Genomic DNA, 26,137 nt, shown 5'->3' with positions numbered 1-26,137 from the left:
AATGATTATTCTTCTTCTGCCCCTGATTTGCTTGTATTCTTGCGGATGGACCATATCGGAAGGCGCAAAAAGGTGTCTTTCAAGCCTTGAATATTTATCGGGCTTAGCGGTGTAAGGTAAGGTTGTCCAAAAGATTCAAGCTTACACAAATGTACAAAAATAAGTGTCAAACCAAATGATATCCCAATATATCCGAACAAAGAGGCCGCAACCATAAGTGGAAACCGCATAAATCGGATAGCGGAGCTCATCTCGTTGGAAGGGATGAGAAAGGATGATATGGCAGTCAATGCAACAACGATGATCATTGTGTAAGAGACCAATCCAGCTTTAACAATGGCATCCCCGATGACCAAACCGCCTACAATCCCAATGGTTTGACCTACACGGCTGGGCAGACGGAGCCCCGCCTCCCGCAGCAATTCGAATATGAGTTCAAGCAGCATTGCTTCAACCAACGGAGGAAATGGGATCCGGGTCAGTGAACCTTGAATCGTAAAAAACAATTGCAAGGGAAGGACACTGGAGTGATAAGAAACGGTGGCAATATAGAGCGCGGGCAGTTGAAATGCTGTTATAAAACCAATTAGACGGATAAAGCGGACAAAAGAGGCAATAAGCCATCGATTGCTATAGTCATCCGGCGTCTGATAGAAGGTAAAGAAGCTGGCAGGTACAATCAGAGCTGTGGGATCTCCATCCAGCAGGATTGTGACGTATCCTTTCAGCAAGTAGAAGGAGGTAAGGTCTGGACGCTCTGTATTGATATGTTGCGGAAATATAGAGTACGAATTATCCTCCGTTAATTCCTGAATAAAGCCGGTGGAGAGCACCGAATCAAGAGTGATTTTTTTAATTCTAGACTCTACTTTTTTTACCAATTCAGGATTGGCAAGGTTCTCCATATAGATTAAAGCTACCTTTTTGGGAGCGATTTTCCCAAGAGTGAAGTAGCGAATAGTAAGGTTTGGAGTGGTGATTTGTTTACGAATCTGGTATAAGTTAACCGTCATATCTTCAATAAAACCGTTATGCGGCCCCCGAATAACTGCTTCATTTAAAGGTTCGGTTATGGTTCGTTCGTGCTTGACAGGAGTGGAGAAGATATAAAATTCAGATAGTCCTTCTACAAAGTAGAGGCATCCGCCGTTAATAAGTCCCTGAATGCCGTTGGTTAGTTCTGTTTCCATACCGAAGCTGAGCGTTGTAAATAGTTTGGAAAGCTCTTTGTCTTTGTTATTGTCAATGGGAGCAATCACATTCCGCTCAATCAGTTCTGTGTCTGCCACGGACTCCAGATAAAAGAGAATTCCTTCAGATCCGTTAAAGGATATTGTTCTTTTTTTGAGATCATCTGTATAGAACAAGGCTGCTTCGATGTAATCGGCATTTTGATCTACAGTAGTGAATGAGATCTGAGTTTTGTTAGTCATTAAAGGGCGCTCGACTTTCGAATTTTTTTCTTTTAACGTTCCCGGATGATTTGCAGAATATTCCTGAATGAAAGTAACTAATTGGTATAGGTGGTTCGTCTGCACAGCTTGAGAAACAAAACGATTCACTTATATTAATGGATAAAGTGACAAACACTTCGTCAATATAGATAGTTTAATAAGATGAAGTAAAATAGTAATAAGAAATTTTAATTGAAATTTGCGAAATCCCGAGAGTATTTGTCAGGAATGTGATAGCATCCTTTTTAGGAATATGCTAAAATGACATAACGTCGTTTTCTCGACGCTGAGAATGTCAATAAACTATATTACATACAGAAAGATGAGGAGCCATGGCTGAAAATCAAACCCTTGATGCACTGCACACACCCGGTGCTGTCTTTTTTATCTTTGGGGCAACCGGAGATTTAGCCCGGCGTAAGCTTTTCCCGGCGATTTACAGCTTGTACCGTGAAGGTAAGCTGGCACATGATTTTGCGGTAATTGGCGTGGCGCGGCGCCCGCGTACTCAGGAAGAATTTAGAAGTGATGTGAAGGAATCCATCCTTGAATTCTGCCGTTATAAAGCGGGAGAAGAGAATGAATGGAATGAGTTTGTACAGCATTTTGAATACAAATCTCTGGACATCAACGATATTGATGGCTTCCGTGAATTAAGAGCTCAAACAGAAGCTCTTGAAGAGAAGTTCAGAATTCCGGGCAATCGGATGTTCTATCTTGCGCTGGCACCTGAATTATTCGGCAGTGTCTCGTTCAACCTTAAGGCTGGCGGCATGCTGGATAGCACAGGTTGGAATCGCCTCGTCATCGAGAAGCCTTTTGGATATAATCTGGAATCAGCTGAGCAGCTGAACGAGCAGATCCGTGAGGTGTTCAAGGAAGAGGAGATCTACCGGATCGATCATTATCTTGGTAAAGAAATGGTTCAAAATATTGAAGTCATTCGTTTTGCAAATGCTTTTTTCGAGCCGCTTTGGAATAATAAGCATATTGCCAATATTCAAATTACACTTGGCGAAACCGTAGGTGTTGAAGAGCGTGGTGGTTATTATGACCATGCTGGAGCGTTACGGGATATGGGCCAGAATCATATATTGCAACTGCTGACTATGATTGCAATGGAACCACCAAGCCGTCTGCTTGCAGAAGATATTCGTGACGAGAAGGTGAAGGTACTTCGTTCACTTCGTCCTTATGGTACATCTGACGAGGTTCGTGAGAACGTCGTGAGAGCACAGTATATTCAAGGCTTGCATAATGGAAAGACCCTTCCTGCTTATCGTCAGGAAGATAAGGTTGATCCTGAATCGAGTACTGAGACGTATTTTGCTGCCCGTGTGTTTGTAGATAACTTCCGCTGGGCTGGAGTTCCTTTCTATATTCGTACAGGTAAACGTCTACCGGTGAAGACAACGGAAGTGGTAGTTGAGTTCAAGGGAATGCCAACCAATGTTTATTTGGGACAAAAGCATACGCTGGAGCCTAACCTGCTTGTTATCCGTGTGAACCCTATGGAAGGCATTTATGTAAAGATTAATGCCAAGAAGCCGGGTTCCGAGTCTGAAATTCAACCACTAGCTATGGACTTCTGTCAGAGCTGCTTGGTTGGAATCAATTCCCCGGAAGCTTACGAGCGTTTGCTTCATGACGCGGCACGTGGAGATTCCACTTATTTCACTCGTTGGGATGAGGTATCGTCGGCATGGTCGTTCGTGGATCGTATTGCGAAGGCTTGGAAGGAAGAGTCGAGTGATCTATCTGCTTATCCTGCTGGCACTTGGGGTCCGGTTGAAGCGGATCAATTGCTTGCTCAGGATGGCTTCCATTGGTGGCCGGTAAACGGTCAAGAAGAAGATAATGTAGTATGGCTGAAGAATAACTAAACTTTGCGTTAATGCTATCTCCCTGCAGAGGATGCAGGGAGATTTTTTGTAATGCTGAGATTAGAGAACACTCAGCCTCCCCAGGCCACTCTGGCTCCAAATGCCGCTCGGGCGACAGGAGCATTTTTTAAATAATTGCACTTTGTACAATTAAAATCACATATTGGGTGGAAATTAGTCTTTTAAGTGTATTCTCTGCAACTATTTTCTCCGCATAAGGCCGAAAAGCTAGCACATTGAATTTTTAATTGCATCAAATACAACTAAAGGCGATTGGAAATGCTAATACTTCTTATAAGTATAGGAAATACAACTATTTTACTATAAGAGACTGCGGAGAAATGTGAAATGAAATCAAGGGAGGGGCCTATATTCAACGGGGGGCCATGGGGAGCCCTGTTTTCAATTAACACACACCTCTTTGGGACGACCGAACGGACCTTATCCTCCGAAATACATGTTTTAGTCGAGCTTACGGACAAATGTATGCGAAAAACCGAATATAATGTGCCGCCGGTAACGTAAACGAGCCGATTGTATGCGAAAAACCGAATACAATGTGCCGCCAGTAACGTAAACGAGCCAAATGTATGCGAAAAACCGAATACAATGTGCCGCCAGTAACGTAAACGAGCCAAATGTATGCGAAAAACCGAATATAGTGTGCCTCCGGTAACGTAAACGAGCTAGCGCTGTTATCTGCCCTGAATCACCCGTGAATGGGCTTGTTATTAGGGAATAAGTGCAATAAGGACGCAGTCAGGCGTTTTTCATCTTGAGCTATTGGAACTGGTGAACAGGATATAGACCTGATTTGGGAGATATTTTGCTGCAAAAGCTTTTTAGTAGATAATGTCTGCCGGATTTTGATATACTTTAGAGGATGCTTTCACTTGAAGCGGACTGGAGCTAGACCTAAGATAGCTATTCATTCAGAAATGAAGGGGTATGAACGATGAGCAGAGCACCGATTTGAAGATAACCCCAGTGTAATTGAAGCAGAAGCAGGAATTTTATATATGAAGGGATATGTGTAATGAACAAAGCAATAGATCAGAAGCTGCAAAAGGAAGTGGACAGACGCAGAACCTTTGCGATCATTTCCCACCCGGATGCGGGTAAAACAACTTTAACGGAAAAACTACTGTTATTCGGTGGTGCTATCCGTCTGGCGGGAACGGTTAAGGCCCGTAAGGCGAACAAGCATGCAACGAGTGACTGGATGGAAATTGAAAAGCAACGGGGGATTTCTGTTACTTCCTCTGTGATGCAATTTGATTATTTGAATCACCGCGTGAATATTTTGGATACACCGGGTCACCAAGACTTTAGTGAGGACACCTACCGTACACTAACAGCAGCGGATAGTGCGGTCATGCTTATCGACGTGGCAAAAGGTGTGGAAACCCAAACGACCAAGCTGTTTCAGGTATGTGCTAAACGTGGGATTCCAATCTTTACTTTTATCAATAAGCTGGACCGTGAAGGACGCAGTCCGTTTGATCTAATGGAAGAGCTGGAGCAGGTACTGGGTATTCGCTCTGTGCCTATGAACTGGCCGATTGGTAGTGGACGTGAGCTGTGCGGCGTATATGACCGGATGAAGAATCAGGTGGAGCTGTTCCAAGGTGACGATCACTCCGTAATCAAGGTGCAAAAGGTTGACGGATATCGTGATCCAATCATTCGTGAAATGGCTGGGGAATATCTGCATGATCAACTGTGTCAGGATCTGGAGCTGCTGGATGTAGCAGGCGATGCTTTTGACTATGAAAAAGTACTAAGTGGTGAACTCACACCTGTGTTCTTTGGTAGTGCAATCAACAATTTCGGCGTACAGACTTTCCTCGATAACTTCTTGGATCTGGCACCGAAGCCTGAACCACGCCGTAGTACTACAGGTTTGGTAGAACCAATGAACGAGAAGTTTACTGGCTATGTGTTCAAAATCCAAGCCAATATGAACCCGGCTCACCGTGACCGGATTGCTTTCCTGCGTATTGTGTCCGGGAAGTTCGAACGAGGTATGAGCGTGAAGCATGTACGTGCGGGTAAGGACATTAAGCTGGCCCAGCCGCAACAATTCTTAGCGCAAGACCGTGATATCGTAGAGGAAGCTTATCCGGGAGATATTATCGGGTTGTTTGATCCAGGTATTTTTAGAATTGGAGATACACTGAGTCAGGCCGGAGATTTGGAATTCGATGAGCTGCCAACATTCTCACCAGAGATTTTTGCTAAAGTGAGTATTAAAAATGCTTTGAAATCGAAGCAGTTCCAAAAGGGTGTCGATCAGCTGACTGAAGAGGGTATGATTCAAGTATTCCGTACGGTTAACTTTGACGATATTCTGCTCGGTGTAGTTGGACAACTGCAGTTTGAAGTGTTCGAGTACCGCATGAAGGGTGAATATGGTGTGGATGTTCAGTTGCAGCGTATGCCATACCAGTTCGCGCGTTGGATCGTAGATGAGGCTAAACCGGATGCGAGTAAGTTCCGTATTAACTCTACGCTCGTTACAGATAAGAAGGGCAATTTTGTCGTATTGTTCGAGAATGAATATGCTATGCGGACAGCGATGGATAAGAACCCGACAGCTACGTTCCTAGAGATGGCTCCAAAAGCATTGCTATAGTAAGGAAGCTACAACTTTCTGATTGTTAATAAAAACCTCCGCTTTCAGCGTGCAATTGCACAATGGGAAAGCGGAGGTTTTTGACTAGTTGCGGCTAGCTATGACGTGATATTCCCGGGAGTAATCGTCTCCAGGTGATCATGGAGCATAGAAACCAAATTATCTTGCTTAGCGGTGTCTAAGTCCTTCCATATCATTTCAAACACGGCGCCAAGTCCCGGGAGTGCTGCTTCCGGTCCGTCTACCGAGCCTTCGATCATATGTCGCAAATCTTCTTCAGATTGACCATGCACTTTATGAATAATCGCCTGGCGTAAGTCAATAGTAACCGACATAAAGTACCTCCTTTTTGAAATATAGTGATATTCACTTCGTTTTAATGTACCCTGTATAGGTGCTGGAAATTCAAGTTTTTGTTCGTGTATGCTATACTGTTTTAGATATAGAAATGCTACGGGAGGTACATAAGACATGGCCAAAAAACAATATGCCATCATTGGCATGGGGCGTTTCGGATCCAGTGTTGCGAGAGCACTCAGCGGTATGGGGTTTGACGTACTTGCGATTGATGCGGACGAGCAGCGGACACAGGAGATTTCAAATATAGTAACACACGCCGTATCTGCAGATTCAACGGATGAAGAAGCGCTACGCGCACTTGGTATTCGCAATTTTGATGTGGTGGTTGTGGCTATTGGAGAGGACATTCAAGCAAGCATTCTTACAACTTTAATCCTGAAGGACCTTGGTGTACCAGCAATTATCGCAAAAGCAAAAAGTGAGCTGCACGGCAAAGTATTAGGAAAAATTGGTGCAGACAAGGTGATTTATCCTGAACGGGATATGGGAATGCGGGTTGCGCATCATTTGGCTTCGCCTAATATATTAGATTATATCGAGCTGTCGCCTGATTATAGTATTTTGGACATGAAGGTATCCGGATCGATGCTCGGGAAAAATCTACAAGAGCTCGATATCCGTGCAAAATATGGCTGTAACGTAATGGCTATTCGCCAAGGTGAAGAGATGAACATCTCCCCTCGCGCAGAGGATCGCTTGATCGATGGGGATATCCTTGTAATCGTTGGGCATAAAGATAACCTAACGAAGCTGGAGATCGCGTATCAGTAGGTGGTAACGTAATCATCAGGTTTATATGGGATTAGAAATGAAGAAGAATAAAGATAAGAGCAAGAATAACTGGCAGGGCTTAAGAAAGGAAGACTTTATGGAAATCATGTCTCCGCAAAATACGCGGGTTAAAGAGTGGGCCGGGCTGCAGGAGAAAAAGCACCGTGACAAGGCTCGTAAATATATCGTAGAAGGCGTTCATCTGGTACAGGAAGCGCTGCTGGCTGAAGCAGATGTGGAATGCCTTGCTTATGACCTGGACAAGGGAATGCCCGCTGAACTCAAGGGGCTTCTTCAGTCCGTTCAGGGCATGGATGTGATCGGCGTAACAGCGGCGATCATCTCGAAATGCAGCAGCACTAATACACCGCAGCCGGTGTTCGCCATCGTGCGGAAGGAACAGCAGGCGGTAGAGGCTATCCTAGCGAAGAAGGATAGTCTGGTGGTTGTCCTGGACGGTGTCCAGGACCCCGGTAATGTCGGCACCATCATCCGTAGTGCGGATGCAGCGGGAGCAGACGGAGTGATCCTAGGCCAAGGCTGTGCCGACCTCTACAATCCGAAGACCATTCGTTCCACAATGGGATCGATGTTCCATCTCCCTGTGGTTGAGGGAGATTTAAGTGAGATTTTGCCACAGGCCCGGGAACGCGGGGCATTGCTGGTAAGTACTTCGCTGCAGGGAGAAGAATCGTGCTATCAGCATGATTTTCACGGCAGTCAGTGGCTGTTGATTGGCAGTGAGGGCAAAGGCATTTCGCCGGAAACTGCGCGACTCGTGGACAAGAGTATCATCATCCCGATGGCAGGCCGCGCTGAATCACTAAATGCAGCGATGGCCGCGACGATTTTGCTGTTTGAGGGAATGAGACAGAGGGAGGCATAAGCTGCTTCTAAAAAAGGAACGGACGATAAAAAACTGCAAGCTCATGATTGAGTTGCAGTTTTTTTGTCGTTTTTAAGAAGCCTGCTCAAACTGGCTATTGTAGAGCTCTGCATAGAATCCGTTCTGAGCCAGCAATTCTGCGTGGCTGCCGCTTTCCAAGATATCGCCGTCCTTCAGGACCAGAATCACATCAGCATTCTTGATCGTTGAGAGCCGGTGTGCGATAACGAAAGAGGTTCTGCCTTCCATAAGCTTATCCATCGCCTGTTGAATCAGCAGCTCTGTACGGGTATCCACTGAGCTTGTAGCTTCATCAAGAATGAGCATTGGCGCATCTTTCAGCATCGCGCGAGCGATGGTCAGCTGCTGCTTTTGTCCGGCGGACAGATTAACTTTATCGTTCAGTACGGTGTTGTATCCGTCACTTAAGGATTTAATGAAGCGGTGCAGGCCAACGGACTTGCAAGCCTCTATAAGCTTCTCGTCTGTAATGTTCTGCTGATTGTAAATCAGGTTCTCTTTGATGGTACCCTCAAACAGCCAGGTATCCTGCAGGACCATACAGAACAGATCATGAATGTTCTCTCTCGTAAGGCTGCTGATCGGTGTATCATCGATGTAGATTTCTCCGCCCGTTAATTCGTTGAACCGGATGAGCAGATTGACCAGCGTAGTTTTGCCTGCGCCGGTAGGACCAACGATCGCCACTTTTTGCCCAGGTTTTACATCTGTCGAGAAGTTATTGATAATCAGTTTTTCTGAAGTCTCATACGCAAATTGTACTTGGTCAAATTTTACTTTACCTTTAGCAGTTGGCAGTGTGTTCTCTTTGTGGCTCTCGTCTTCCATTTCCTCAGCCTCCAGAAATTCGAACACGCGTCCGCCGGCTGCAGATGCAGCTTGCAGGCTCTGCGCGGCCTGGGCAATCTGGGACAACGGCTGGGTAAAGTAACGTACATACATAATGAAGGCGACGATAACCCCAAATGAAATCATACCGTTCATGGCGAGTACACCTCCAACGATACAAACGGCAACGAATCCTAGATTACCAATAAAGCCCATCAGGGGTGGCATCAGCCCAGAGAGGAATTGCGCTTTGAAGGCGCTGTTCTTCAGTCCCTGATTTAATTCGTGGAAGGTAGTGCGCATCTGCGCTTCGCCATTATACGCTTTAACTACATTATGTCCTGTGTACACTTCTTCGACATGACCGTTGATTTTACCTAAATACTCCTGCTGGCTAGCAAAATATTTCTGTGATTTCTTCATAATGACCACCATAAGGCCAAAGCCGATAATCGTTGCCACGATAGCGGTAAGGGTCATAATTACATTGGTCTTCAGCATCATGACGATCGAACCGACGAACATAGCTAAGGCGGTTACGACATTACCAATACTCTGATTCATCGATTGCCCGATGGTATCTACATCATTCGTTACCCGAGATAAAATATCACCTGTGGCCGATTTATTATAGTAGGAGATTGGAAGTTTGTTCATTTTATGAGCCAGATCAGTTCTTAATTTCTTCGAGACCTTCTGGGTAATAATCGACATGATCAAGCCTTGCGAGAGTGACAACAACGCACCGACGCCGTAAATTACGACGAGGGTAATGCCAATGGTAGTAATGCCGTCCATATCGATGCTGCCGGCAAGACCAGCTGTAATTTTGTCGGTGATCTCGGAGAGTTTGTCCGGACCGAATAACGTGAGCACCGTTCCAGCTGCCGCGCAGATTAGCGCAATCACAATAACCGGAACATATTTACGGCAGTAGCGGAGCAGCTTGCTCCATGTATTCTGGCCTTTATTTTTGGTTTTCATTATGCAAGCTCCTCCTTTGTAAGCTGAGAATAAGCAATTTCCTGATAGACGTCGCAGGACTGCATTAGTTCGTCATGCGTTCCCATGCCTGCGATTCGTCCGGCTTCCAGCACAATGATCTTGTCGGCATCTTTAATCGTACCAATGCGCTGTGCAACGATCAGCATCGTTGAATCATTCGCGTCTTTCTTAAGCTCACTACGCAGTTTGCGGTCAGTCTTATAGTCAAGTGCGGAGAAAGAATCGTCAAAGATTAATATTTCTGGACGCCGGGCAATCGCTCTGGCAATCGACAGCCGCTGCTTTTGCCCGCCAGACAGATTCGTTCCACCTTGGGCGATATGGGCATCATAGTTCCCCTCTAGCTTTTCTACAAATTCAGAGGATTGGGAAGTGTACACCGCATCTACAATATCTGAACTGAGGACCTGACCGGATCCGTTCTCACCAAATGCAATATTGGAGGACACTGTTCCGCCAAATAGAACAGCCTTCTGAGAGACATAGCCCATTTTATTCCGCAGCGCTTGCTGGTCGTATTCTCTGACATTGATACCATTTACCAGCACTTCGCCTTCTGTAGCATCATAGAAACGGGGAATGAGGTTAACAAGTGTACTTTTCCCGCAGCCTGTAGATCCGATAAAAGCAACCGTCTCCCCCTGCTTCGCCGTGAAGCTGATGTTCTCCAACACATATTCCTCTGCATCTGGATATTTGAAGCTAACCCCCCTGAATTCAATTTCATCTTCTCGCTTGACAGGGAATTGAGTTACTGATCCATTCTTCAAGCTAGGTACTGTTTCTAGCACTTCATTGATACGCTTAGCCGATACTTGAGCACGGGGCAGTAGAATAAAGATCATAATCAGCATCATAAAGGCCATAACCACTTGCATGGCATAAGATGAGAATACGATCATATCTGAGAACAAGCCCATCTTGGCAGTACCCTCGGCTGCTTGAATGAGCACTGCACCCACCCAATAGATGGAGAGACTGAGTCCACTCATAATCAAAGTAATACTCGGCATCAATAGGGTCATTACATTGTTGGCAAATAGGTTGGTGCTGGTAAGCTCGTTGTTAGCTACAGCGAACTTCTGTTCTTGATATTCCTCGGCATTATATGCCCGGATGACACGAAGACCGTTAAGATTCTCTCTGGATACACGATTCAGATTATCTGTAAGCAGCTGCAGCTTTTTAAATTTAGGCAGGACGAGCACGATACAGACTGCGACAATAACCACTAGCAATGCCACCGCGGCACCTGTCGTAAGAGTCCACTCCCAGCTTTTATCCGAAATCTTGAGTATCGCCCACACTGCGAGGATGGGTGCTTTCACAAGTAGCTGTAAGCCGATCACAATCAGCATTTGTACTTGCGTGATGTCATTCGTGGAACGGGTAATTAGACTGGCTGTTGAGAAGTTACTGATCTCCTCCATCGAAAAGGATTGTACCTTATCGAACAATTTGGAACGCAATCTTGCAGACAAATCGGCTGCTATTCTTGCAGCAATGCCCGCTACAACAACCGAGGTCGCCAGACTGCCAAGAGCACAGAGCAGCATCCAACCGCCTGCGACAAGGATTTCATTCATTTCGCTCCCTGGTGTCTGGATCAGCCGGGTAATATCACTCATGTAGTCAGGTAGTTCTAAATCCAGCCAGACTTGAGCGATAATGAACATGAGACTGATACAGAATAAGAACCATTCTTTGGGTTCCAGATTCTTGAGTAATTTCAACATAAGAATGACTCCTTTGCATTATCGTTGCTATGATCTTAACGAAGAATGATAAACTGAAAGTTAACTTTTGCTATGAAAAGAAAGAAGAGACCGTCCCTTAAGCCATAGAATGACTGCTTGGGGTGGTCTCTTCTGTTTGAGCAGATATACGTGAACACATTAGCATTTTATAAAAAGTACACATAATCTATGAATTCTTCAATAAAGTCTGCGCCAGTTTCACTTTTCCTTTTTTGATACATTGTGAATCCAACACTTTCGTACATCCGTTGAGCAGGGTTTAAATCGTCATTCGTGGTTACAATAATTTTTGTTACATCATTCTGGGTGATTCTATTAACCGCCTCTTGAAGCTGGATTTTACCATAGCCATTGCCTTTATGTTTTGAAGCAATGCAATTATGCCCAATTTCTGCATACTCAGGCATGTTTCTCGGGTCCCACACCACAAATCCGATGGGTTCATCATTTACAGTTGTGATAAAAGCATATTTATCTGCAATTTGTAAATGGTCAAAGAAAAAGTTGTCAAAATCCTGCCAATCAGAAATAGAGCTTTGTTCATATCTGCGATCAAATGAATACGCATCTGTCAATAATTCAAGGAGAATTCCCCGGTTAAAGCCGCTCAGTTTTTTGAATTGTACACTCATTTACTGGTAACCCCCAATTCTTTAGTTACCTTTTTAAAATCGGGGAGCAGCACGGTGAAAGTGGTTCCTTGCATTGGAACACTGTCGCAGGTGACGGTTCCGCCGTGCAGCTCAATGATTTTTTGGACAATCGTAAGCCCCAGGCCATTACCGGCAGTAGAGTGAGAGGTATCTTGCTGATAGAACTTGTCGAAGACCTTGGGAAGTGCACTTGGACTGATGCCTGCTCCATTATCACGGAACGTAATTTCAACCTGATCTTTCAACTGCCTCATAGTAACTTCGATTTCGCCGTGCTCGGGAGTGAATTTAATCGCATTGTCCAATAAATTCAGCCAGACCTGGTTCAGCATCTCTTTATTCCCAGGTACCATATAGTCCTGTACGTTGGCTTTGAAGGAAATATGCTTTTTCGTAAGTTTAGTATGAAGTAGCAGGACACATTGGCGAATTTGTTCTCCGACATTGAAGGGCTGCCGGTCGGTTAATATGGCCTGTGCTTCCACTTTGGAGAGGTTCAATACATTGGAGGCCAGTGTAGCCAGACGGGTAGATTCCTCGATAACAATATCCAGATATTCATTCCGTTCATCCTTACTCAGCTCGTCATCCTTCAGGATTTCAGCGAACCCTTTAATCGACACAATCGGAGTACGGAATTCATGGGAGAAATTGTTTACAAAGTCTGTTCGCAGAATTTCAATGCCACCCAGTTCCTCGGCCATCCGGTTAATATTCTCGGAAAGAATCTTGAACTCCGGAGGGTGCTTTAGCTGCAGCCGCATGGAGAAATCGCCTCCGGCCAGTTGGTCAATAGCATCAATAAATGTGCGGATTGATTTCAGCATTCTGCGACTGGTAATTACTGATGTGACGGTGCCGATAATAATGCAGGCAATCAATATAATCAAGGTGAGAATTTTTTTGTCCTGAAGAATCCGCTCATCAAGTAGGCCGAAGGCCAAGGACAAGTAGGTCAGAATTCCGGTGATTAACACTGTAATGAGGAAAATAATGAATACAGCAAGCGAGAAGTAGATTGGCAGACTGATTTTGCTGCTTAGCTTTTTGATCATTTTCTCACCGCCTTGTATCCGAGACCGCGGACGGACACAAGTTCGAATTCCGGATAGTTTTCAAAACGTTTCCGCAATCGGTTGATATGTACATTAACCGTAGTGTCCGTAGTCTCGCTGTCCATCCCCCAGATTTCGTCCATCAGCTGGATTCGAGTGAAAATGCGCTCCGGATAGGATAAAAGCTTATAAAGGAGATGGAATTCCTTCTGGGGAAGCATCTGTTTTTCATTGTCTCGAGTTACTGTTAACGTATCAAAATCAAGAATAATTTTACCGACTACAAGCTTACGGGCGCTTACAATCTGCGAGCGGCGCAGTAGGGCTTGTATTCTCAACAGCATTTCTTCTGTATCTACAGGTTTGGTCATATAATCGTCGGTTCCGAGGCGAAAGCCTTTTTTCTTATCTTCTGGAAGCTGTTTGGCCGTGGCCATGAGGATCGGGATCATGTTGTTCGCATTCCTTAGCTCTTCAGCAAATTCGTAACCATCCATCCCCGGCATCATGATATCGAGGATAATCAGATCAATGTGCTGGATTTCAAGAACTTCCAGTGCCTGGATTCCATTCTCGGCGGTTAATACTTCATAACCTTCCCGTTTCAGGACCGCGTTCATCAGCTTTCTGACATGCTTATCGTCTTCCACAACGAGGATCTTAATCATGGTTTCACTCCAATAGGTTTCGGATTTGACCGCTTTCCCCCATAATTCTAATTGATAAAAGTACTAAAGACAAAATCTTTAGTGGTTGGGCAAACTAGTTGTCTCCCGTTGAATTAGTTGAAACGACAGCGGCTGCAGCTCCATGTCCCTACCAAGCAGCGCTGGAGCCAACAGAAGAAAAGCATTCTCCGCTTGTCCCGCAATCGGATTCAGAATGGTCGTGATTCCAAGAGTTCGCGACAGCTCTGAATTATCAAAACCAACGATGGCGAGATCCCCGGGTACGTCCAATTTGTGCCTGCGTGCTTCGTTGAGAATACCCGCTGCCACCAAATCATTGGAGCACAGAATCGCATCTGGCCGGTCTGTTTCATCCATAAGGGAGCGCAGCAACTGCTCTCCGTCGTGGATACTGTAAATCGTAGAGTAATACCATTTCTCCATAACGGGCAGATTATATTTGGTCATGATTTGCTCATAGGCCAGGCGTCTGCTGTGGGTATTGATGCTGCTAGGACGGCCGAAAGCATTAGCGATGCGCTTATAACCTCGCTCTATCAGATGCTCCAGAGCAAGTGCATATCCATCATACTGGTTCATGGCAACGGACGGTATTTCAGGATGGTCCATACGCTGCCAGGATACGATTGGCCCGTATTTGCAGTAGGAAGAGATAACATTCTGTGCGTTGACGGAAGTCAGGATGAGCAGGGCGTCGACTCGTTTCATTTTGAGATCCTCAAAGGCCTGAAGCTCCTTCTGCTTATCCCCGCCGGTAGTATAAATAATCGTCTGATAACCATAATGATCGGAGATTTCGACGAAGCTGTTCATAAAGCTCAGAATAAGCTCGTTTAGGTCCATGGTGATCATGCCGATTTGCTGCGTTTGACCTTTGGATAAAGAAATGGCATTGCGGTTAGGGACATAGTCCGTCTCCTTCATGATGGCGAGAATTTTCTCACGAGTCTCCTTACTAACATGGGGCGATTCGTTTAGGACGCGGGATACCGTGGCTTTGGAAAAGCCTGACAGTTTAGCGATTTCGTCAAGAGTGGACATCGGTTTGTTCTCCTTCGCATGAATAATACTTGACATGTAACGCGTTCCAAGGTTTAGGATTCAAATTAGAGCAGTAATCCTATACTATCACAATAGCAAAGGCGGGAAAAAATATGGAATTGCAATTTCCAAAAGGATTCTTATGGGGCGGTGCTGTAGCAGCCAATCAGCTTGAAGGGGCGTATCAGGAGGATGGTAAAGGATGGTCCACCCAAGATGTTATGCCGAAGGGGATTAAGTCTGCGCCTACAGAGGTTCCTACCGACGATAATATGAAGCTGGTGGGAATCGATTTCTATCACCGATATAAAGAAGATATTAAGCTGTTCGCGGAAATGGGCTTTAAAGTATTCCGGACGTCCATTGCCTGGTCCCGGATTTTTCCAAAAGGGGACGAGCTGGAGCCCAATGAAAAAGGTCTGCAGTTTTACGACGACCTATTCGATGAGTGTCATAAATACGGCATCGAGCCACTGGTGACTATCTCCCATTATGAAACTCCGCTACATCTGGCAAGAGAATATGATGGATGGGTTAACCGTAAGATGGTGGATTTTTACGAGCGCTATGTGAGAACGATATATAATCGTTACAAGAACAAGGTTAAATATTGGCTGACCTTTAACGAGATTAACTCCATTCTTGAGTTCCCATTTATGAGTGGCGGGATCAATACGCCGTTAGAGAAATTGAGTAAGCAGGATCTGTATCAAGCTATTCATCATGAGTTCATAGCAAGTGCTCTGGCTGTGAAAATCGGCCATGAAATCAATCCTGATTTCCAAATCGGGTGTATGGTGCTCAGTATGCCGATTTATCCGCTCACTCCGCATCCGGACGATTTGATCAAGGCAATGCAAAGTGATCACAAAAATATGTTCTTTGCGGATGTTCATGCTAGAGGGTATTACCCTGGCTATATGAAGCGGTTCTTCAAAGAAAATGGGATTCACATTCATTTTGAACCAGGGGACGAAGAGATTCTGAAGCATACTGTGGATTTCATATCGTTCAGTTACTATATGAGCACTTGTGAAACGGCTGATCCAGAGAAACAGATCAGAGGAGAAGGGAACCTGCTGGGTGGGGTGCCTAATCCGTATCTGGAAGCGAGCGAATGGGGCTGGCAGATCGACCCGCAAGGCTTGCGTTATGTTATGAATATGTTCTACGACCGATATCAGAAACCGCTGTTTATCGTGGAAAATGGTCTTGGCGCTGTCGATCAGCTGGTATTAGATGGGAACGGCGAAAAGGTAATAAACGACGACTATCGGATCAATTATTTACGAGATCATCTGGTTCAGGTCGCGGAGGCTATTGCCGATGGAGTGGAAGTCATGGGCTATACAAGCTGGGGCTGCATCGACTTGGTTAGCGCAACGAGCGCCGAACTAAAGAAACGTTATGGCTTCATTTATGTGGACCGTCATGATGATGGTTCAGGTACTCTTGAACGATACCGGAAGAAGTCCTTCCACTGGTACAAAGAAGTGATTGAATCAAATGGACAGAACCTGTTCTAGTATGCCGGTTGACATCATGAATTGAACATGTTAATTTGTAAGTAACAATTAATCGGATATCAGGATTGCTACTGCATAGCAGGCAAAACCTAAGTTTCATTTATGTTTACGGGAGATTTCTCTCTCGTGCATGAATGTGATTTAGGTTTTTTTGCGTTCATTCCTTCTCGATTGATTAATTTATCGGTAACCAAAGGGGTGTAGGATAATGAGTTATGAACAGCTAGGTAAAGACATCATTCAATCTGTCGGTGGAGAGAAAAATATTAACAACGTAATTCACTGTGCTACTCGACTAAGATTCACGCTTAATGATGAACAGAAAGTTGATAAAGAAAAGCTGGATAAAATGGAAGGGATTATTGGTGCAGTTAGCAAAGGGGGACAATTCCAAGTCATTGTGGGTACCCATGTTGCTGATGTTTATAAAGAGATAAGCAAATCCATATCTCCTAATAGTAATTCTGGCGATAATACGGTTAAGAAACCTATAGGAACCTTGATTTTTGATGTGATTTCTAGAAGCTTCTCGCCTTTAATTGGTGCCTTAGCGGGTGCAGGTATGTTGAAAGCGCTGTTAACCGTACTGACTTCGTTAAATATTTTAGCGGCGGATGGAGAGACTTACAAAGTATTAGCCGGCGCTAGTAATGCTGTGTTTTACTTTCTGCCAATTTTCCTGGGCATTACGTTATCGATTAGACTTGGTGTAAATGCTTATGTAGGGGGCGCTATCGGTGCGGCTTTACTCGAACCTAATATTACGGGATTAGCTAGTGTTGAATCTCCACATTTCCTAGGTATTCCTTTAGTAATGTCGGATTATTCATCGAGCGTTTTTCCGATTTTCATCGCCATCTGTATATATTCTTTACTAGATAAGCAACTAAGAAAATTTATACACAAGGATTTACAATTGTTCTTGGTACCTATGTTATGTTTGATGTTGATTGTTCCTTTGACCATTTTGGTTTTCGGACCGTTTGGAGTAAATGTAGGGAACTTAATCGGAGACGCTATTGTGTTCCTCAGTAGTAAGAGTGGTATTATTACGGGTGCAATTGTGGGGATTTCCTGGACGTACCTGACCGTGCTCGGTTTGCACTGGGGACTCGTTCCGATTATTCTTGAAAACATTGCTAAGGGTGGAGATCCGATCTATGCAATGGCAGGTATGGCTATTTTCGCCCAACTTGGTGTAGCCTTAGGGATTTTCTTGAAAACAAAAGACAAAAAGTTGAAAACATTGGCCGGAAGTACCTTTTTACCTGGCGCGCTCTCAGGGGTAACTGAACCTATTATTTACGGATTGTTGACACGTTACAAACGGACTTTTATTTATGTATCTATTGCCGGTGGTCTAGGTGGAGCGATGTCAGGTCTTGCTGGTGTAAAAATGGAAGTATTCGCATTTGTGAGCGTATTAAGTCTTCCTGCATTCTCACCTTTGGCTATTCAAGCGATCATAGCTCTTGGGACGATTATATTGGCTACGGTGATTACGATGTTCTTTGGTTTTGAAGACAAAAAGAAAGCGAATGCTGTGGAAGAAACATCGAATGGTGTAGAAGAAAAGACGAATACTGAAAAGAGCGAAGTTATTCTCCCACACGCTGTGAAAAGTACAACTATTGTAAGTCCTCTAGCTGGTAACGTAATCCCTTTATCCTCCGTAGATGATGCTGCATTTGCTTCTGAAGCAATGGGCAAGGGGATGGCAATCGAACCTTCAGAAGGTAAGCTGTACTCCCCAGTAAGCGGGGTTGTATCCACCATTTTTAGAACAGGTCATTGTATTGCAGTCGTATCGGATGATGGCGTTGAAGTTCTAATCCATATCGGTATAGAAACTGTGAAGTTAAAAGGGAAATACTTTGATGTGAAAGTGGAAGAAGGAGCAACGGTTAAGCAGGGTGACCTACTGATTGAATTTGATCTCGAACAAATAAAAAATGAAGGCTATCAAAGCACAACGCCAATCATTATTACCAATACAGCTAACTATAGTGACGTCATTGGCACCAAGAAAGCAGCGATCACACCGGGGGAAGATTTGATGACTGTTGTCGTTTGATTTAGTGGCTGGCCATAAGAATTAAAATGAAATCGATCTCTTAGTATGGATGCTGAGAGGTCGATTTTTTATGAAAAACATAATAAAAATATAGCTAGTTGCGCATAATGGAAAGGATTGCTAGATGCTTGTCGATTAAATAAGTCCATGGTATGATTTTTATAAATTAATAATTGTGGATTGTTACTGGTCGTGCAGGCAAAACCCGAAGTCTAGCCATTTTTTAATGGTTACTTTTGGTTTTGCCTTTTTTAATTTCTGGTACAAGGGGTTGCCGTATGCGGATCGAAAAAGTGTTAAACAACAATGTTGTTACTGTCATAGATGATCTTAATTTTGAACTGGTAGTCATGGGAAGAGGACTTGCCTTTAAGAAAAAACAAGGGGACTATCTAGAAGAAGACAAAATTGAAAAGATCTTCACTTTAAGCAATCAAAAGCTTTCAGATAAGCTAAAAACACTGCTTTCTGAGATTCCAATAGAGCATATGGAGCTTTCAGAAGAGATTATCAATTTCGCCAAGCTGCAACTAGGTAAAATGCTGGATGATAGTATCTACATCAGTCTGACCGATCATATCAGCTTTGCGTTAGAGCGATTCTCAAAAGGGATGAAGATTAAAAACGCCATGCTTTGGGAGATCAAAAAGTTCTATAAGGAAGAATATGAGGTTGGGAAAGCTGCACTTCAAATTATTCATTCAAAGTTTGGCATTATGCTTCCCGAGGATGAGGCTGGACATATTGCTCTCCATCTGGTGAATGCTGAACTGAATGAAGAGATGCCGAATATGGTCAATATTACGAAGATTATGAATGACATCTTAAATATAGTGAAGCATCATTTTAGACTAGAGTATGATGAGGAGTCCCTCGCTTATTATCGGTTTATCACTCACTTGAAATTTTTTTCCCAACGTCTCATTAATGGCACTCCACCGCCGGATAATGAGAATGGCCTATTTAATTTAGTGAAGGAGCAATACAAAGAAGCTTTCGCCAGCGTTGAGAAAATAAAAATCTATATTGATAAAACATACAATCGTGAATTAACAAATGATGAAATGTTGTATCTCACCATACACATTGAAAGAATTACAAACCAAAAAATGGAGTAGCAAATATCCTAATGATCAAGGAAGCCCTTGATTTATTAGGATTTTTTTTTAGAAAAAAGTCCAGCTATATTAAATTTTAACTTTGACTTTCGGTGGAATCACGTATAAGATAACTATTATGTTATCTATGATAATCATTATCAATAGAATGATAACAATTATCATAGAATATAACTTCGAGCGTTATATACAGGGGGATAAAGAGAATGCACAAAAGGTTAATTAGTTTATTTATGGTTATTGCTATCATATTGGTAGTATCGGGCTGTGGTACTAACCAAAAGAATAATTCAACATCAAACACGGGAGCAAATGACAAACCAGCTTCTGAAAACGCAAGTAGTGAATCTACAAGCGGTCCGATCGTATTAAAAGATTCTAAAGGCGAGGTTAAGCTGGATAAGCCTGCGCAAAAGGTTGTAGTTCTGGAGTGGACATTTACGGAAGATATTATTGCGCTCGGAATGCAGCCGGTGGGGAATGCCGATAACGAAAACTACAAGTTATATGTAACTTCTGAAGTGCCACTCGATGCAAGCGTAACGGATGTTGGTTCACGCGACGAGCCGGATCTAGAGACCATTGCTTCATTAAAGCCAGATTTGATTATTGCGAATACGGGTGGACACGAAGGAATTTATGATCAATTAAAAGGCATCGCTCCAACACTGATTTTCGGTCTGTATCCGGAAGAAGGACAAGGCAATCAGTATACGTTGATGGAAGATACTTTCAAAACGATTGCAGCGGCTGTAGGTAAAACCGCGGAAGGCGACAAGGTTCTTGCTGACCTGGATGCACATTATGCGGAAGCGAAGGCAAAGCTGGCTGAAGCAGGTAAAGAAGGCTTGAATTACGTGCTGACGCAAGCTTACAGCTATCAGAATGCGGCAACATTGCGTCTTTTTACAGATAACTCACTTGCTGTACAAACATTGGAACGAATTGGTTTGAAGAACGACTGGAAACCCGAAAAATTCGAAGCTTACGGCTTCACTACATCAACGGTTGAAGCATTGCCGGCTGTTCAGGATACTAACCTGATGTATATCGTCCAGAAGGATGATAATATTTTCACTAAAGAGCTGAAGGATAATTCCGTGTGGAACGGCCTTAACTTTGTGAAAGAAAATCGTACCTTCGGATTGAGCAGTACTACTTGGGTGTTCGGCGGTCCGATATCCTCCAAAGTTATCGTGGATGAAGTTATAAATACATTAACGAAATGAGTGCTTTTATGAACGGGAAGAGCAGCAAAGAAGCCTCAAGCGGAATGACTTGGCGAATCATTGGAATATTTGGGGGCGGCCTTGCCGCCCTCTTTGTTCTGTCCATTCTAAGCCTAGGCTTCGGTGAAGCCAAAATCCCTGCAGCTATGGTATTGGAGGGATTGCTAAATCGTCAGGATGTGATGGAACATAATCTGCTCTGGGATATCCGGATGCCGCGTACGGTGATTGGCCTACTGGCTGGGGCCGCTCTAGCTGCGGCTGGAGCATTATTGCAAACGATAACGAAGAATCCGCTTGCTTCCTCAGATACATTGGGGATTAATGCTGGAGCTTATTTTATGGTTGTCCTAGGTATGGTTACTTTTCCAGCTTTGCAGCATGAGTTCCCATTTTTGCTTGCAGTAGCAGGGGGGCTGCTTGCTGCACTGGCTGCCTATTTGTTGAGTGGTGGTAAGGGGGCCACGCCTGTCCGATTAGCTTTATCAGGTATGATCGTGTCTATGGTTCTCGGCGCGTTTACATCGGCCCTACATATTTTTAACAAGAACGAAACGCAAAACCTATTTTTATGGGGCTCAGGCTCACTGATTCAGCTAGATTGGGACGGTGTTAAGTATGCCTGGCCTTTTGTTATTCCATTGCTAATAGCAGCTATGCTCGCAGGTAGGCAGTTTGACGCGTTGGAGCTTGATGAGTCCACTGCTCGTTCACTCGGGCAACGTGTTGGATTGACACGGGGGTTAGGTCTAGGTTTATCTGTATTGTTGGCTGCGGTCGTGGTCAGCGTGGTCGGTCCGATCGGATTTGTTGGTCTGGTGGCTCCTCATCTGGTTCGGCTTAGCGGTATCCGAAAGCATCACCTGCTTATTCCTGCGAGTGCGCTGTGGGGAGCACTGCTCATTACGGCAGCGGATACGCTTGCGCGTATGGTTCGTAGCAGTGTAGGTGAGATGCCAGTTGGGGCGGTTATGGCGATTATTGGAGCACCTTGGCTCATATGGCTGGTGCTCACCAAGATGAAGAATATATCGAGTTCAGGCTCAGGTCAGTCATCTATGAATATAGGTGGAACTGCGCTTCGGATGCGCTTTGTTCCGGCAGTGATAACCATGACCGTACTGCTCGTTGCGGTTATCCTTGTGAGTTTGTCATTTGGGGGAACGAGAATACCGATTAGCGAGCTACTGAGCAGTCTTATCTACAGCGGAGATGGATCTTATTCCGTCCTGTTGAATTTACGACTTCCTCGTACACTTGTTGCGGCTGGCGGCGGTATAGCGCTTGCCATTAGCGGTGTCTTGATTCAAAGCGCTGTCCGAAATCCGCTGGCTGATGCCTCCATTATTGGTGTGACCTCGGGTGCTGGATTGGGGGCGCTAACTGTGATGATCGCTTTTCCGGCACTGACGGTAATAGCGGTCCCCATTGCAGCAATTGCGGGTGGTGCTCTAGCTGCAGCCTTTGTGTTTGTTATGGCATGGCGTAGAGCCTTGAATCCGTCTGTCCTTATTCTGCTTGGAATAGCTGTATCAGCCATTGCCTCTGCGGGAATACAGGTTATGATCGTCAAGGGCAGTTTATGGAGCAGCAGCTCCTTAATTTGGTTAACGGGTTCGACTTACGGACGAAGCTGGAATCAATTTAATAGCTTGTTTATCTTTTTGATTGTACTCGTTCCTTTTGCTTATTATTTAGGACGTAGATTCGATTTACTAGCATTTGGCGATGAGAGTTCAACAGGTCTGGGCCTGCCCGTTCGCGGAACTCGGCTTTGGGCGATGATTATCGGTGTGATGCTTGCAGCAGGAGCCGTTGCAAGTGTAGGAACCATTGGGTTTCTCGGACTTATGGCGCCGCATGCGGTACGGATGATGATTGGGCATCACACGAGACGATCTATTGTTCTGTCAGGATTACTTGGCGGATTGATGCTCGTGATTGCGGATACGCTGGGAAGAACCATAATGGCACCGAAAGAAATCCCATCGGGTCTTATAATAATGTTGATCGGAGCTCCGTATTTCCTATTTTTAATGTATCGGTCGCAAGTCAGAAAGATGTAAATCTTGGGGAGAGAGCGGTAATACCGCTCTCTCTTTTTTATTTCTCTGAGTGCTTAGCTCATCTTTCATCATGGATTGATGGGTGTCTAGATTATTTTTTTGTAACCTATAAATCATGAAACTTTTATATACTTAGAAGCGTCAGATGAGTAGGTAAAAAATGTATTCGTCATTCCAGGAGGGTGGATCTGTGAAGAAGTTATGGATTTCAATTTTAGTAGTTTTAGTAGTCTTTCCGATGATGTTTCAATCATCTGTAAAGGCTGCTACTCCGATCAGTATTATTATTGACGGGGTTCGATTGTCTACAGATCAAGCACCGGTGATGGTGAATGGGCGGACGATGGTGCCGTTGCGGGCTATTTTTGAAGCCTTTAATGCCACCATCAAGTGGAATCAAAAAGCACAAACTGTAACTGCAACTAAAGATGATACAACGATTATGTTAAAGATTGGCTCAAAGACCGCCACCATTAACAATAAGGCTGTAACTCTAGACGTGCCTGGTTTGAATCTGAAGGGGAGAACGATGGTCCCAACCAGGTTCGTCAGTGAAGCACTGGGCCATGAAGTAGGATGGAACCCCAAGACGCAAGTTGTAACTATAACGACTTCAGCCTCTAACGTTGGAAATGTAGGCCCAGTATCCAACGTAGTAGCGCAGGATGTGAGTGATTTCGGTGATGGTCGTGATCTTCAGGTTAGTTTCACTCGAGCGGCAAATGAATCACTAGTAGATCATTACCGTGTTTTGATTGTGAAATCAGGGAATATTCTCAACTTGTCGTCCGCACAATCGATAACCTCTTACAATTATTCTACGGTATTACCAACAGGTACTAATCCTTCGATTAAATTAACTTCTGCTTCGAGGACTGTTGATGGTGATTCAATTAAGAGTAATCAAGCGTATGTGGCTTATGTCTTGACGGTTGGCAAAGGAAGTAACGCCAGTGCACTTTCTAGTGGTTCCTCCACTATGACACTAGTGAATAAGACTGTAGCGGCAATAAATAATGTACAAGTAAATGATATAAGCGATTATGGAGATGGAAGAGATTTATCGGTCAGCTTCAATAAGCTGTCAGATGAGTCGAAGGTAAGTTCTTATCGGATATTTGTTGTCAAAGCTACTAATTATTCGAATTTTAATTTAGCTACAGCAAATAATGTGACCAGTGCTAATTACACGTTAGTCAGCAAGACGGGAAATAATATCACGCAAATTTTATCTTCAGGAGCCAGAGATGTGGACGGAGCTCTTGTTAAAACTGGCGTGAACTACAGAGTGTTTGTCATGGCGATTGATAGCAGTAATGCAGCAAATAATGTATTATCTTCTGTTTCATCTGCAATTACGCTGTCCAACATAGGGGTTTCTAACTTAATTGTTAGCGACGTTAACAACTATAATGATGGCCGAGATTTGAGGGTGTCATTTACTCATGCGACGGACGAAACCTATATTAGCCAGTATCGTATCCTGGTAGTTCCGACGTCATATTACAGTAGCTTTAGTTTAGCTGAAGCCAATAATATATCGAGTGCCTACTATACAGCAGTGAGTACAACAGGTACTACAACCAATCAAGTATTGACTTCATCAACCAGAGATGTACGTGGAGCTTTGATAAAGAATGGAGTCAACTATAAAGTATATATTTTATCTATTGGAAGCAGTAATACTGGCAATGTGCTTTCGTCACCTTCATCGGTCATTACGTTGTTGAATGATTCTAGTGTGAGTATCGTCTCAAACTTGAGTGTCAGTGACGTTAACGACTATGGTGATGGCCGAGATTTGAGAGTGTCCTTCACTCATCCGACGGACGAAACCTATATTAGCCAGTATCGGATTATGGTAGTACCCACATCCTATTATAGTAGTTTTAGTTTAGCTGAAGCGAATAATGTATCAAGTAGCAACTATACATCGGTGAGTACATCTGGGTCTTCTACCAGTCAGGTATTGAATTCGTCAACTAGAGACGTTCTCGGAGCTTCGATAAAGAATGGAACTAGCTATAGAGTATATGTGTTAACCATCGGAAGCGGGATTTATTGGGATTCGAATGTGCTCTCTTCCGCTTCATCGGTCATTACTTTGTTGAATGATTCTAGCGTAAAAGCCGTTACAAACTTGAGTGTCAGCGATGTAAATGACTATGGCGATGGCCGGGATCTAAAGGTGTCGTTTAGCCATGCCACAGATGAAACGTACATTAACCAATACCGAATTATGGTGGTGCCTACGTCCTATTACAGCAGCTTCAGCCTATCCGAAGCAAATAATGTATCCAGTTCCAACTACACTTTGGTAAGTACTTCAGGCAACAGTACGAGTCAAGTCTTAGACGCCTCAGCCAGAGACGTACGTGGCAATTTGATAAAGGATGGAACCAGCTATAAAGTGTATGTGTTATCTGTCGGTAGTGGGAATTATGCCGGTCCAAATGCTTTGTCCTGGGAGTCATCGGTTATTACGTTGTCTACGACTAAGAGCCCAGTGAGCTCTGTAACCAATGTAACGTATAAAGAGGAGAATGGGAGAATCCTGATTAGTTTCGTAAAATCAGCCAATGAGTCCAATATTTCTGAATATCGAGTATTGGTGGTTCCTTCCAAACAAGGGTTTGGCTCTGCGGATGCTATTGAGGTGAGATCCTCGTATTATACGTCTGTAACCCCTAACGGGACGAATCCTTCAATATTCACTGCGACTAGGGATGTAAACGGAGATTCAATTGTTAAAGGTGTCAAATATAAGGTGTATGTTCTTGCTGTAGCCAATAATAGTGGTGTACAGAATGGTGGTCTTTCAAATTCAACAGAAGAGTTTGAAATATAACCGAAATAAAGTTATTGTAAACATTTCAAGTTGACACCCTGTGTGATTTATCATATTATAATTCGTATTGTTATAAGTAAATAAACCAAACTCTATCCAGTGGATGGAGTGGCGGAATTTTGTCAAAGATGTATTCTTTGGTTTCAGTCGCCCCTTGTCATTTCGATGACAAGGGGCTTTATTATGTGATTTGGACGGTTCAATAGGACGGTTCAACAGAAAGGAAAGAAGATTACGA

Annotated in this window: 18 protein-coding genes; 10 read left to right on the top strand and 8 right to left on the bottom strand. The window is 44.0% G+C overall.

Going from position 1 to position 26,137, the window contains the following annotated elements:
- Positions 1 to 5: 5 nt before the first annotated feature.
- Positions 6 to 1,433, bottom strand: a complete 1,428-nt coding sequence (locus MKX41_RS20220) for a spore germination protein (RefSeq protein WP_340972814.1) — start codon at positions 1,431 to 1,433, stop codon at positions 6 to 8.
- Positions 1,434 to 1,786: 353 nt separating this feature from the next.
- Between MKX41_RS20220 and zwf the strand changes: the two genes are divergently transcribed.
- Together zwf and MKX41_RS20210 are read left to right on the top strand one after the other, a co-directional pair.
- On the top strand, positions 1,787 to 3,337 hold the full coding sequence (zwf, locus tag MKX41_RS20215; protein WP_042191750.1) for a glucose-6-phosphate dehydrogenase: 1,551 nt from the start codon (positions 1,787 to 1,789) through the stop codon (positions 3,335 to 3,337).
- A gap of 1,036 nt (positions 3,338 to 4,373) precedes the next feature.
- The gene (locus MKX41_RS20210; RefSeq protein WP_042191749.1) at positions 4,374 to 5,972 is read left to right on the top strand and encodes a peptide chain release factor 3; all 1,599 of its coding nucleotides are present in this window, start codon (positions 4,374 to 4,376) and stop codon (positions 5,970 to 5,972) included.
- Positions 5,973 to 6,070: 98 nt separating this feature from the next.
- On the opposite strand, the gene MKX41_RS20205 is transcribed toward MKX41_RS20210, so the two are convergent.
- A complete protein-coding gene (locus tag MKX41_RS20205) occupies positions 6,071 to 6,307 on the bottom strand; it encodes a small acid-soluble spore protein SspI (protein WP_042191747.1) in 237 nt (78 codons plus the stop codon).
- Between the two features lie 136 nt (positions 6,308 to 6,443).
- Between MKX41_RS20205 and MKX41_RS20200 the strand changes: the two genes are divergently transcribed.
- Entirely contained in the window at positions 6,444 to 7,103 is a 660-nt protein-coding gene (locus tag MKX41_RS20200) for a potassium channel family protein (RefSeq protein ID WP_076285312.1), read from the top strand.
- Positions 7,104 to 7,200: 97 nt separating this feature from the next.
- Positions 7,201 to 7,989 (top strand): TrmH family RNA methyltransferase, encoded by a 789-nt coding sequence (locus tag MKX41_RS20195; protein ID WP_042194519.1) that lies wholly within the window; start codon positions 7,201 to 7,203, stop codon positions 7,987 to 7,989.
- 72 nt (positions 7,990 to 8,061) lie between these two features.
- On the opposite strand, the gene MKX41_RS20190 is transcribed toward MKX41_RS20195, so the two are convergent.
- The 6 genes from MKX41_RS20190 to MKX41_RS20165 all read right to left on the bottom strand — a co-directional run bounded on the left by MKX41_RS20190 (position 8,062) and on the right by MKX41_RS20165 (position 15,038).
- Entirely contained in the window at positions 8,062 to 9,822 is a 1,761-nt protein-coding gene (locus tag MKX41_RS20190; protein ID WP_340972810.1) for an ABC transporter ATP-binding protein, read from the bottom strand.
- Positions 9,822 to 11,579, bottom strand: coding sequence for an ABC transporter ATP-binding protein (locus tag MKX41_RS20185; protein ID WP_340972808.1), 1,758 nt, complete (start codon positions 11,577 to 11,579; stop codon positions 9,822 to 9,824). Before MKX41_RS20185 ends, MKX41_RS20190 begins: the two co-directional genes overlap by 1 nt.
- A gap of 167 nt (positions 11,580 to 11,746) precedes the next feature.
- Positions 11,747 to 12,232: a GNAT family N-acetyltransferase gene (locus tag MKX41_RS20180; RefSeq protein WP_340972806.1), complete on the bottom strand. Its 486-nt coding sequence runs from the start codon at positions 12,230 to 12,232 to the stop codon at positions 11,747 to 11,749.
- Entirely contained in the window at positions 12,229 to 13,308 is a 1,080-nt protein-coding gene (locus MKX41_RS20175; protein ID WP_340972805.1) for a HAMP domain-containing sensor histidine kinase, read from the bottom strand. Before MKX41_RS20175 ends, MKX41_RS20180 begins: the two co-directional genes overlap by 4 nt.
- On the bottom strand, positions 13,305 to 13,976 hold the full coding sequence (locus MKX41_RS20170) for a response regulator transcription factor (protein WP_076285307.1): 672 nt from the start codon (positions 13,974 to 13,976) through the stop codon (positions 13,305 to 13,307). The genes MKX41_RS20175 and MKX41_RS20170 overlap by 4 nt, the downstream gene beginning before the upstream one ends.
- Before the next feature lie 78 nt (positions 13,977 to 14,054).
- The gene (locus MKX41_RS20165) at positions 14,055 to 15,038 is read right to left on the bottom strand and encodes a LacI family DNA-binding transcriptional regulator (protein ID WP_340972804.1); all 984 of its coding nucleotides are present in this window, start codon (positions 15,036 to 15,038) and stop codon (positions 14,055 to 14,057) included.
- A 113-nt stretch (positions 15,039 to 15,151) separates the two neighbouring features.
- Here MKX41_RS20165 and MKX41_RS20160 point away from each other — a divergent pair, with 113 nt between their 5' ends.
- The 6 genes from MKX41_RS20160 (at position 15,152) to MKX41_RS20135 (ending at position 25,899) form a co-directional block, all read left to right on the top strand.
- Complete coding sequence (locus tag MKX41_RS20160) at positions 15,152 to 16,564, top strand: glycoside hydrolase family 1 protein (protein WP_340972803.1); 1,413 nt, start codon at positions 15,152 to 15,154, stop codon at positions 16,562 to 16,564.
- A gap of 208 nt (positions 16,565 to 16,772) precedes the next feature.
- On the top strand, positions 16,773 to 18,638 hold the full coding sequence (locus MKX41_RS20155) for a beta-glucoside-specific PTS transporter subunit IIABC (RefSeq protein ID WP_340972802.1): 1,866 nt from the start codon (positions 16,773 to 16,775) through the stop codon (positions 18,636 to 18,638).
- Between the two features lie 278 nt (positions 18,639 to 18,916).
- The gene (licT, locus tag MKX41_RS20150; RefSeq protein ID WP_340972801.1) at positions 18,917 to 19,756 is read left to right on the top strand and encodes a BglG family transcription antiterminator LicT; all 840 of its coding nucleotides are present in this window, start codon (positions 18,917 to 18,919) and stop codon (positions 19,754 to 19,756) included.
- Positions 19,757 to 19,962: 206 nt separating this feature from the next.
- Positions 19,963 to 20,985 carry an ABC transporter substrate-binding protein gene (locus MKX41_RS20145; RefSeq protein ID WP_042191724.1) on the top strand — a complete coding sequence of 341 codons (1,023 nt, stop codon included), beginning with the start codon at positions 19,963 to 19,965 and terminating at the stop codon, positions 20,983 to 20,985.
- An 8-nt stretch (positions 20,986 to 20,993) separates the two neighbouring features.
- Positions 20,994 to 23,051: an iron ABC transporter permease gene (locus MKX41_RS20140; RefSeq protein WP_340972799.1), complete on the top strand. Its 2,058-nt coding sequence runs from the start codon at positions 20,994 to 20,996 to the stop codon at positions 23,049 to 23,051.
- A 190-nt stretch (positions 23,052 to 23,241) separates the two neighbouring features.
- A complete protein-coding gene (locus MKX41_RS20135) occupies positions 23,242 to 25,899 on the top strand; it encodes a copper amine oxidase N-terminal domain-containing protein (RefSeq protein ID WP_340972797.1) in 2,658 nt (885 codons plus the stop codon).
- Positions 25,900 to 26,137: the final 238 nt, after the last annotated feature.

Source organism: Paenibacillus sp. FSL R5-0475 (assembly GCF_038004585.1).
Lineage (GTDB): Bacteria > Bacillota > Bacilli > Paenibacillales > Paenibacillaceae > Paenibacillus_AQ.
Note: the sequence above shows the minus strand (reverse complement) of the source record. Positions and strands in the feature narration are given on the sequence as shown.

Coding starts and splice junctions, on each gene's coding strand:
- MKX41_RS20220 (WP_340972814.1), bottom strand. CDS start 1,433: ATGACTAACAAAACTCAGATCTCATTCACTACTGTAGATCAAAATGCC.
- zwf (WP_042191750.1), top strand. CDS start 1,787: ATGGCTGAAAATCAAACCCTTGATGCACTGCACACACCCGGTGCTGTC.
- MKX41_RS20210 (WP_042191749.1), top strand. CDS start 4,374: ATGAACAAAGCAATAGATCAGAAGCTGCAAAAGGAAGTGGACAGACGC.
- MKX41_RS20205 (WP_042191747.1), bottom strand. CDS start 6,307: ATGTCGGTTACTATTGACTTACGCCAGGCGATTATTCATAAAGTGCAT.
- MKX41_RS20200 (WP_076285312.1), top strand. CDS start 6,444: ATGGCCAAAAAACAATATGCCATCATTGGCATGGGGCGTTTCGGATCC.
- MKX41_RS20195 (WP_042194519.1), top strand. CDS start 7,201: ATGGAAATCATGTCTCCGCAAAATACGCGGGTTAAAGAGTGGGCCGGG.
- MKX41_RS20190 (WP_340972810.1), bottom strand. CDS start 9,822: ATGAAAACCAAAAATAAAGGCCAGAATACATGGAGCAAGCTGCTCCGC.
- MKX41_RS20185 (WP_340972808.1), bottom strand. CDS start 11,579: ATGTTGAAATTACTCAAGAATCTGGAACCCAAAGAATGGTTCTTATTC.
- MKX41_RS20180 (WP_340972806.1), bottom strand. CDS start 12,232: ATGAGTGTACAATTCAAAAAACTGAGCGGCTTTAACCGGGGAATTCTC.
- MKX41_RS20175 (WP_340972805.1), bottom strand. CDS start 13,308: ATGATCAAAAAGCTAAGCAGCAAAATCAGTCTGCCAATCTACTTCTCG.
- MKX41_RS20170 (WP_076285307.1), bottom strand. CDS start 13,976: ATGATTAAGATCCTCGTTGTGGAAGACGATAAGCATGTCAGAAAGCTG.
- MKX41_RS20165 (WP_340972804.1), bottom strand. CDS start 15,038: ATGTCCACTCTTGACGAAATCGCTAAACTGTCAGGCTTTTCCAAAGCC.
- MKX41_RS20160 (WP_340972803.1), top strand. CDS start 15,152: ATGGAATTGCAATTTCCAAAAGGATTCTTATGGGGCGGTGCTGTAGCA.
- MKX41_RS20155 (WP_340972802.1), top strand. CDS start 16,773: ATGAGTTATGAACAGCTAGGTAAAGACATCATTCAATCTGTCGGTGGA.
- licT (WP_340972801.1), top strand. CDS start 18,917: ATGCGGATCGAAAAAGTGTTAAACAACAATGTTGTTACTGTCATAGAT.
- MKX41_RS20145 (WP_042191724.1), top strand. CDS start 19,963: ATGCACAAAAGGTTAATTAGTTTATTTATGGTTATTGCTATCATATTG.
- MKX41_RS20140 (WP_340972799.1), top strand. CDS start 20,994: ATGAACGGGAAGAGCAGCAAAGAAGCCTCAAGCGGAATGACTTGGCGA.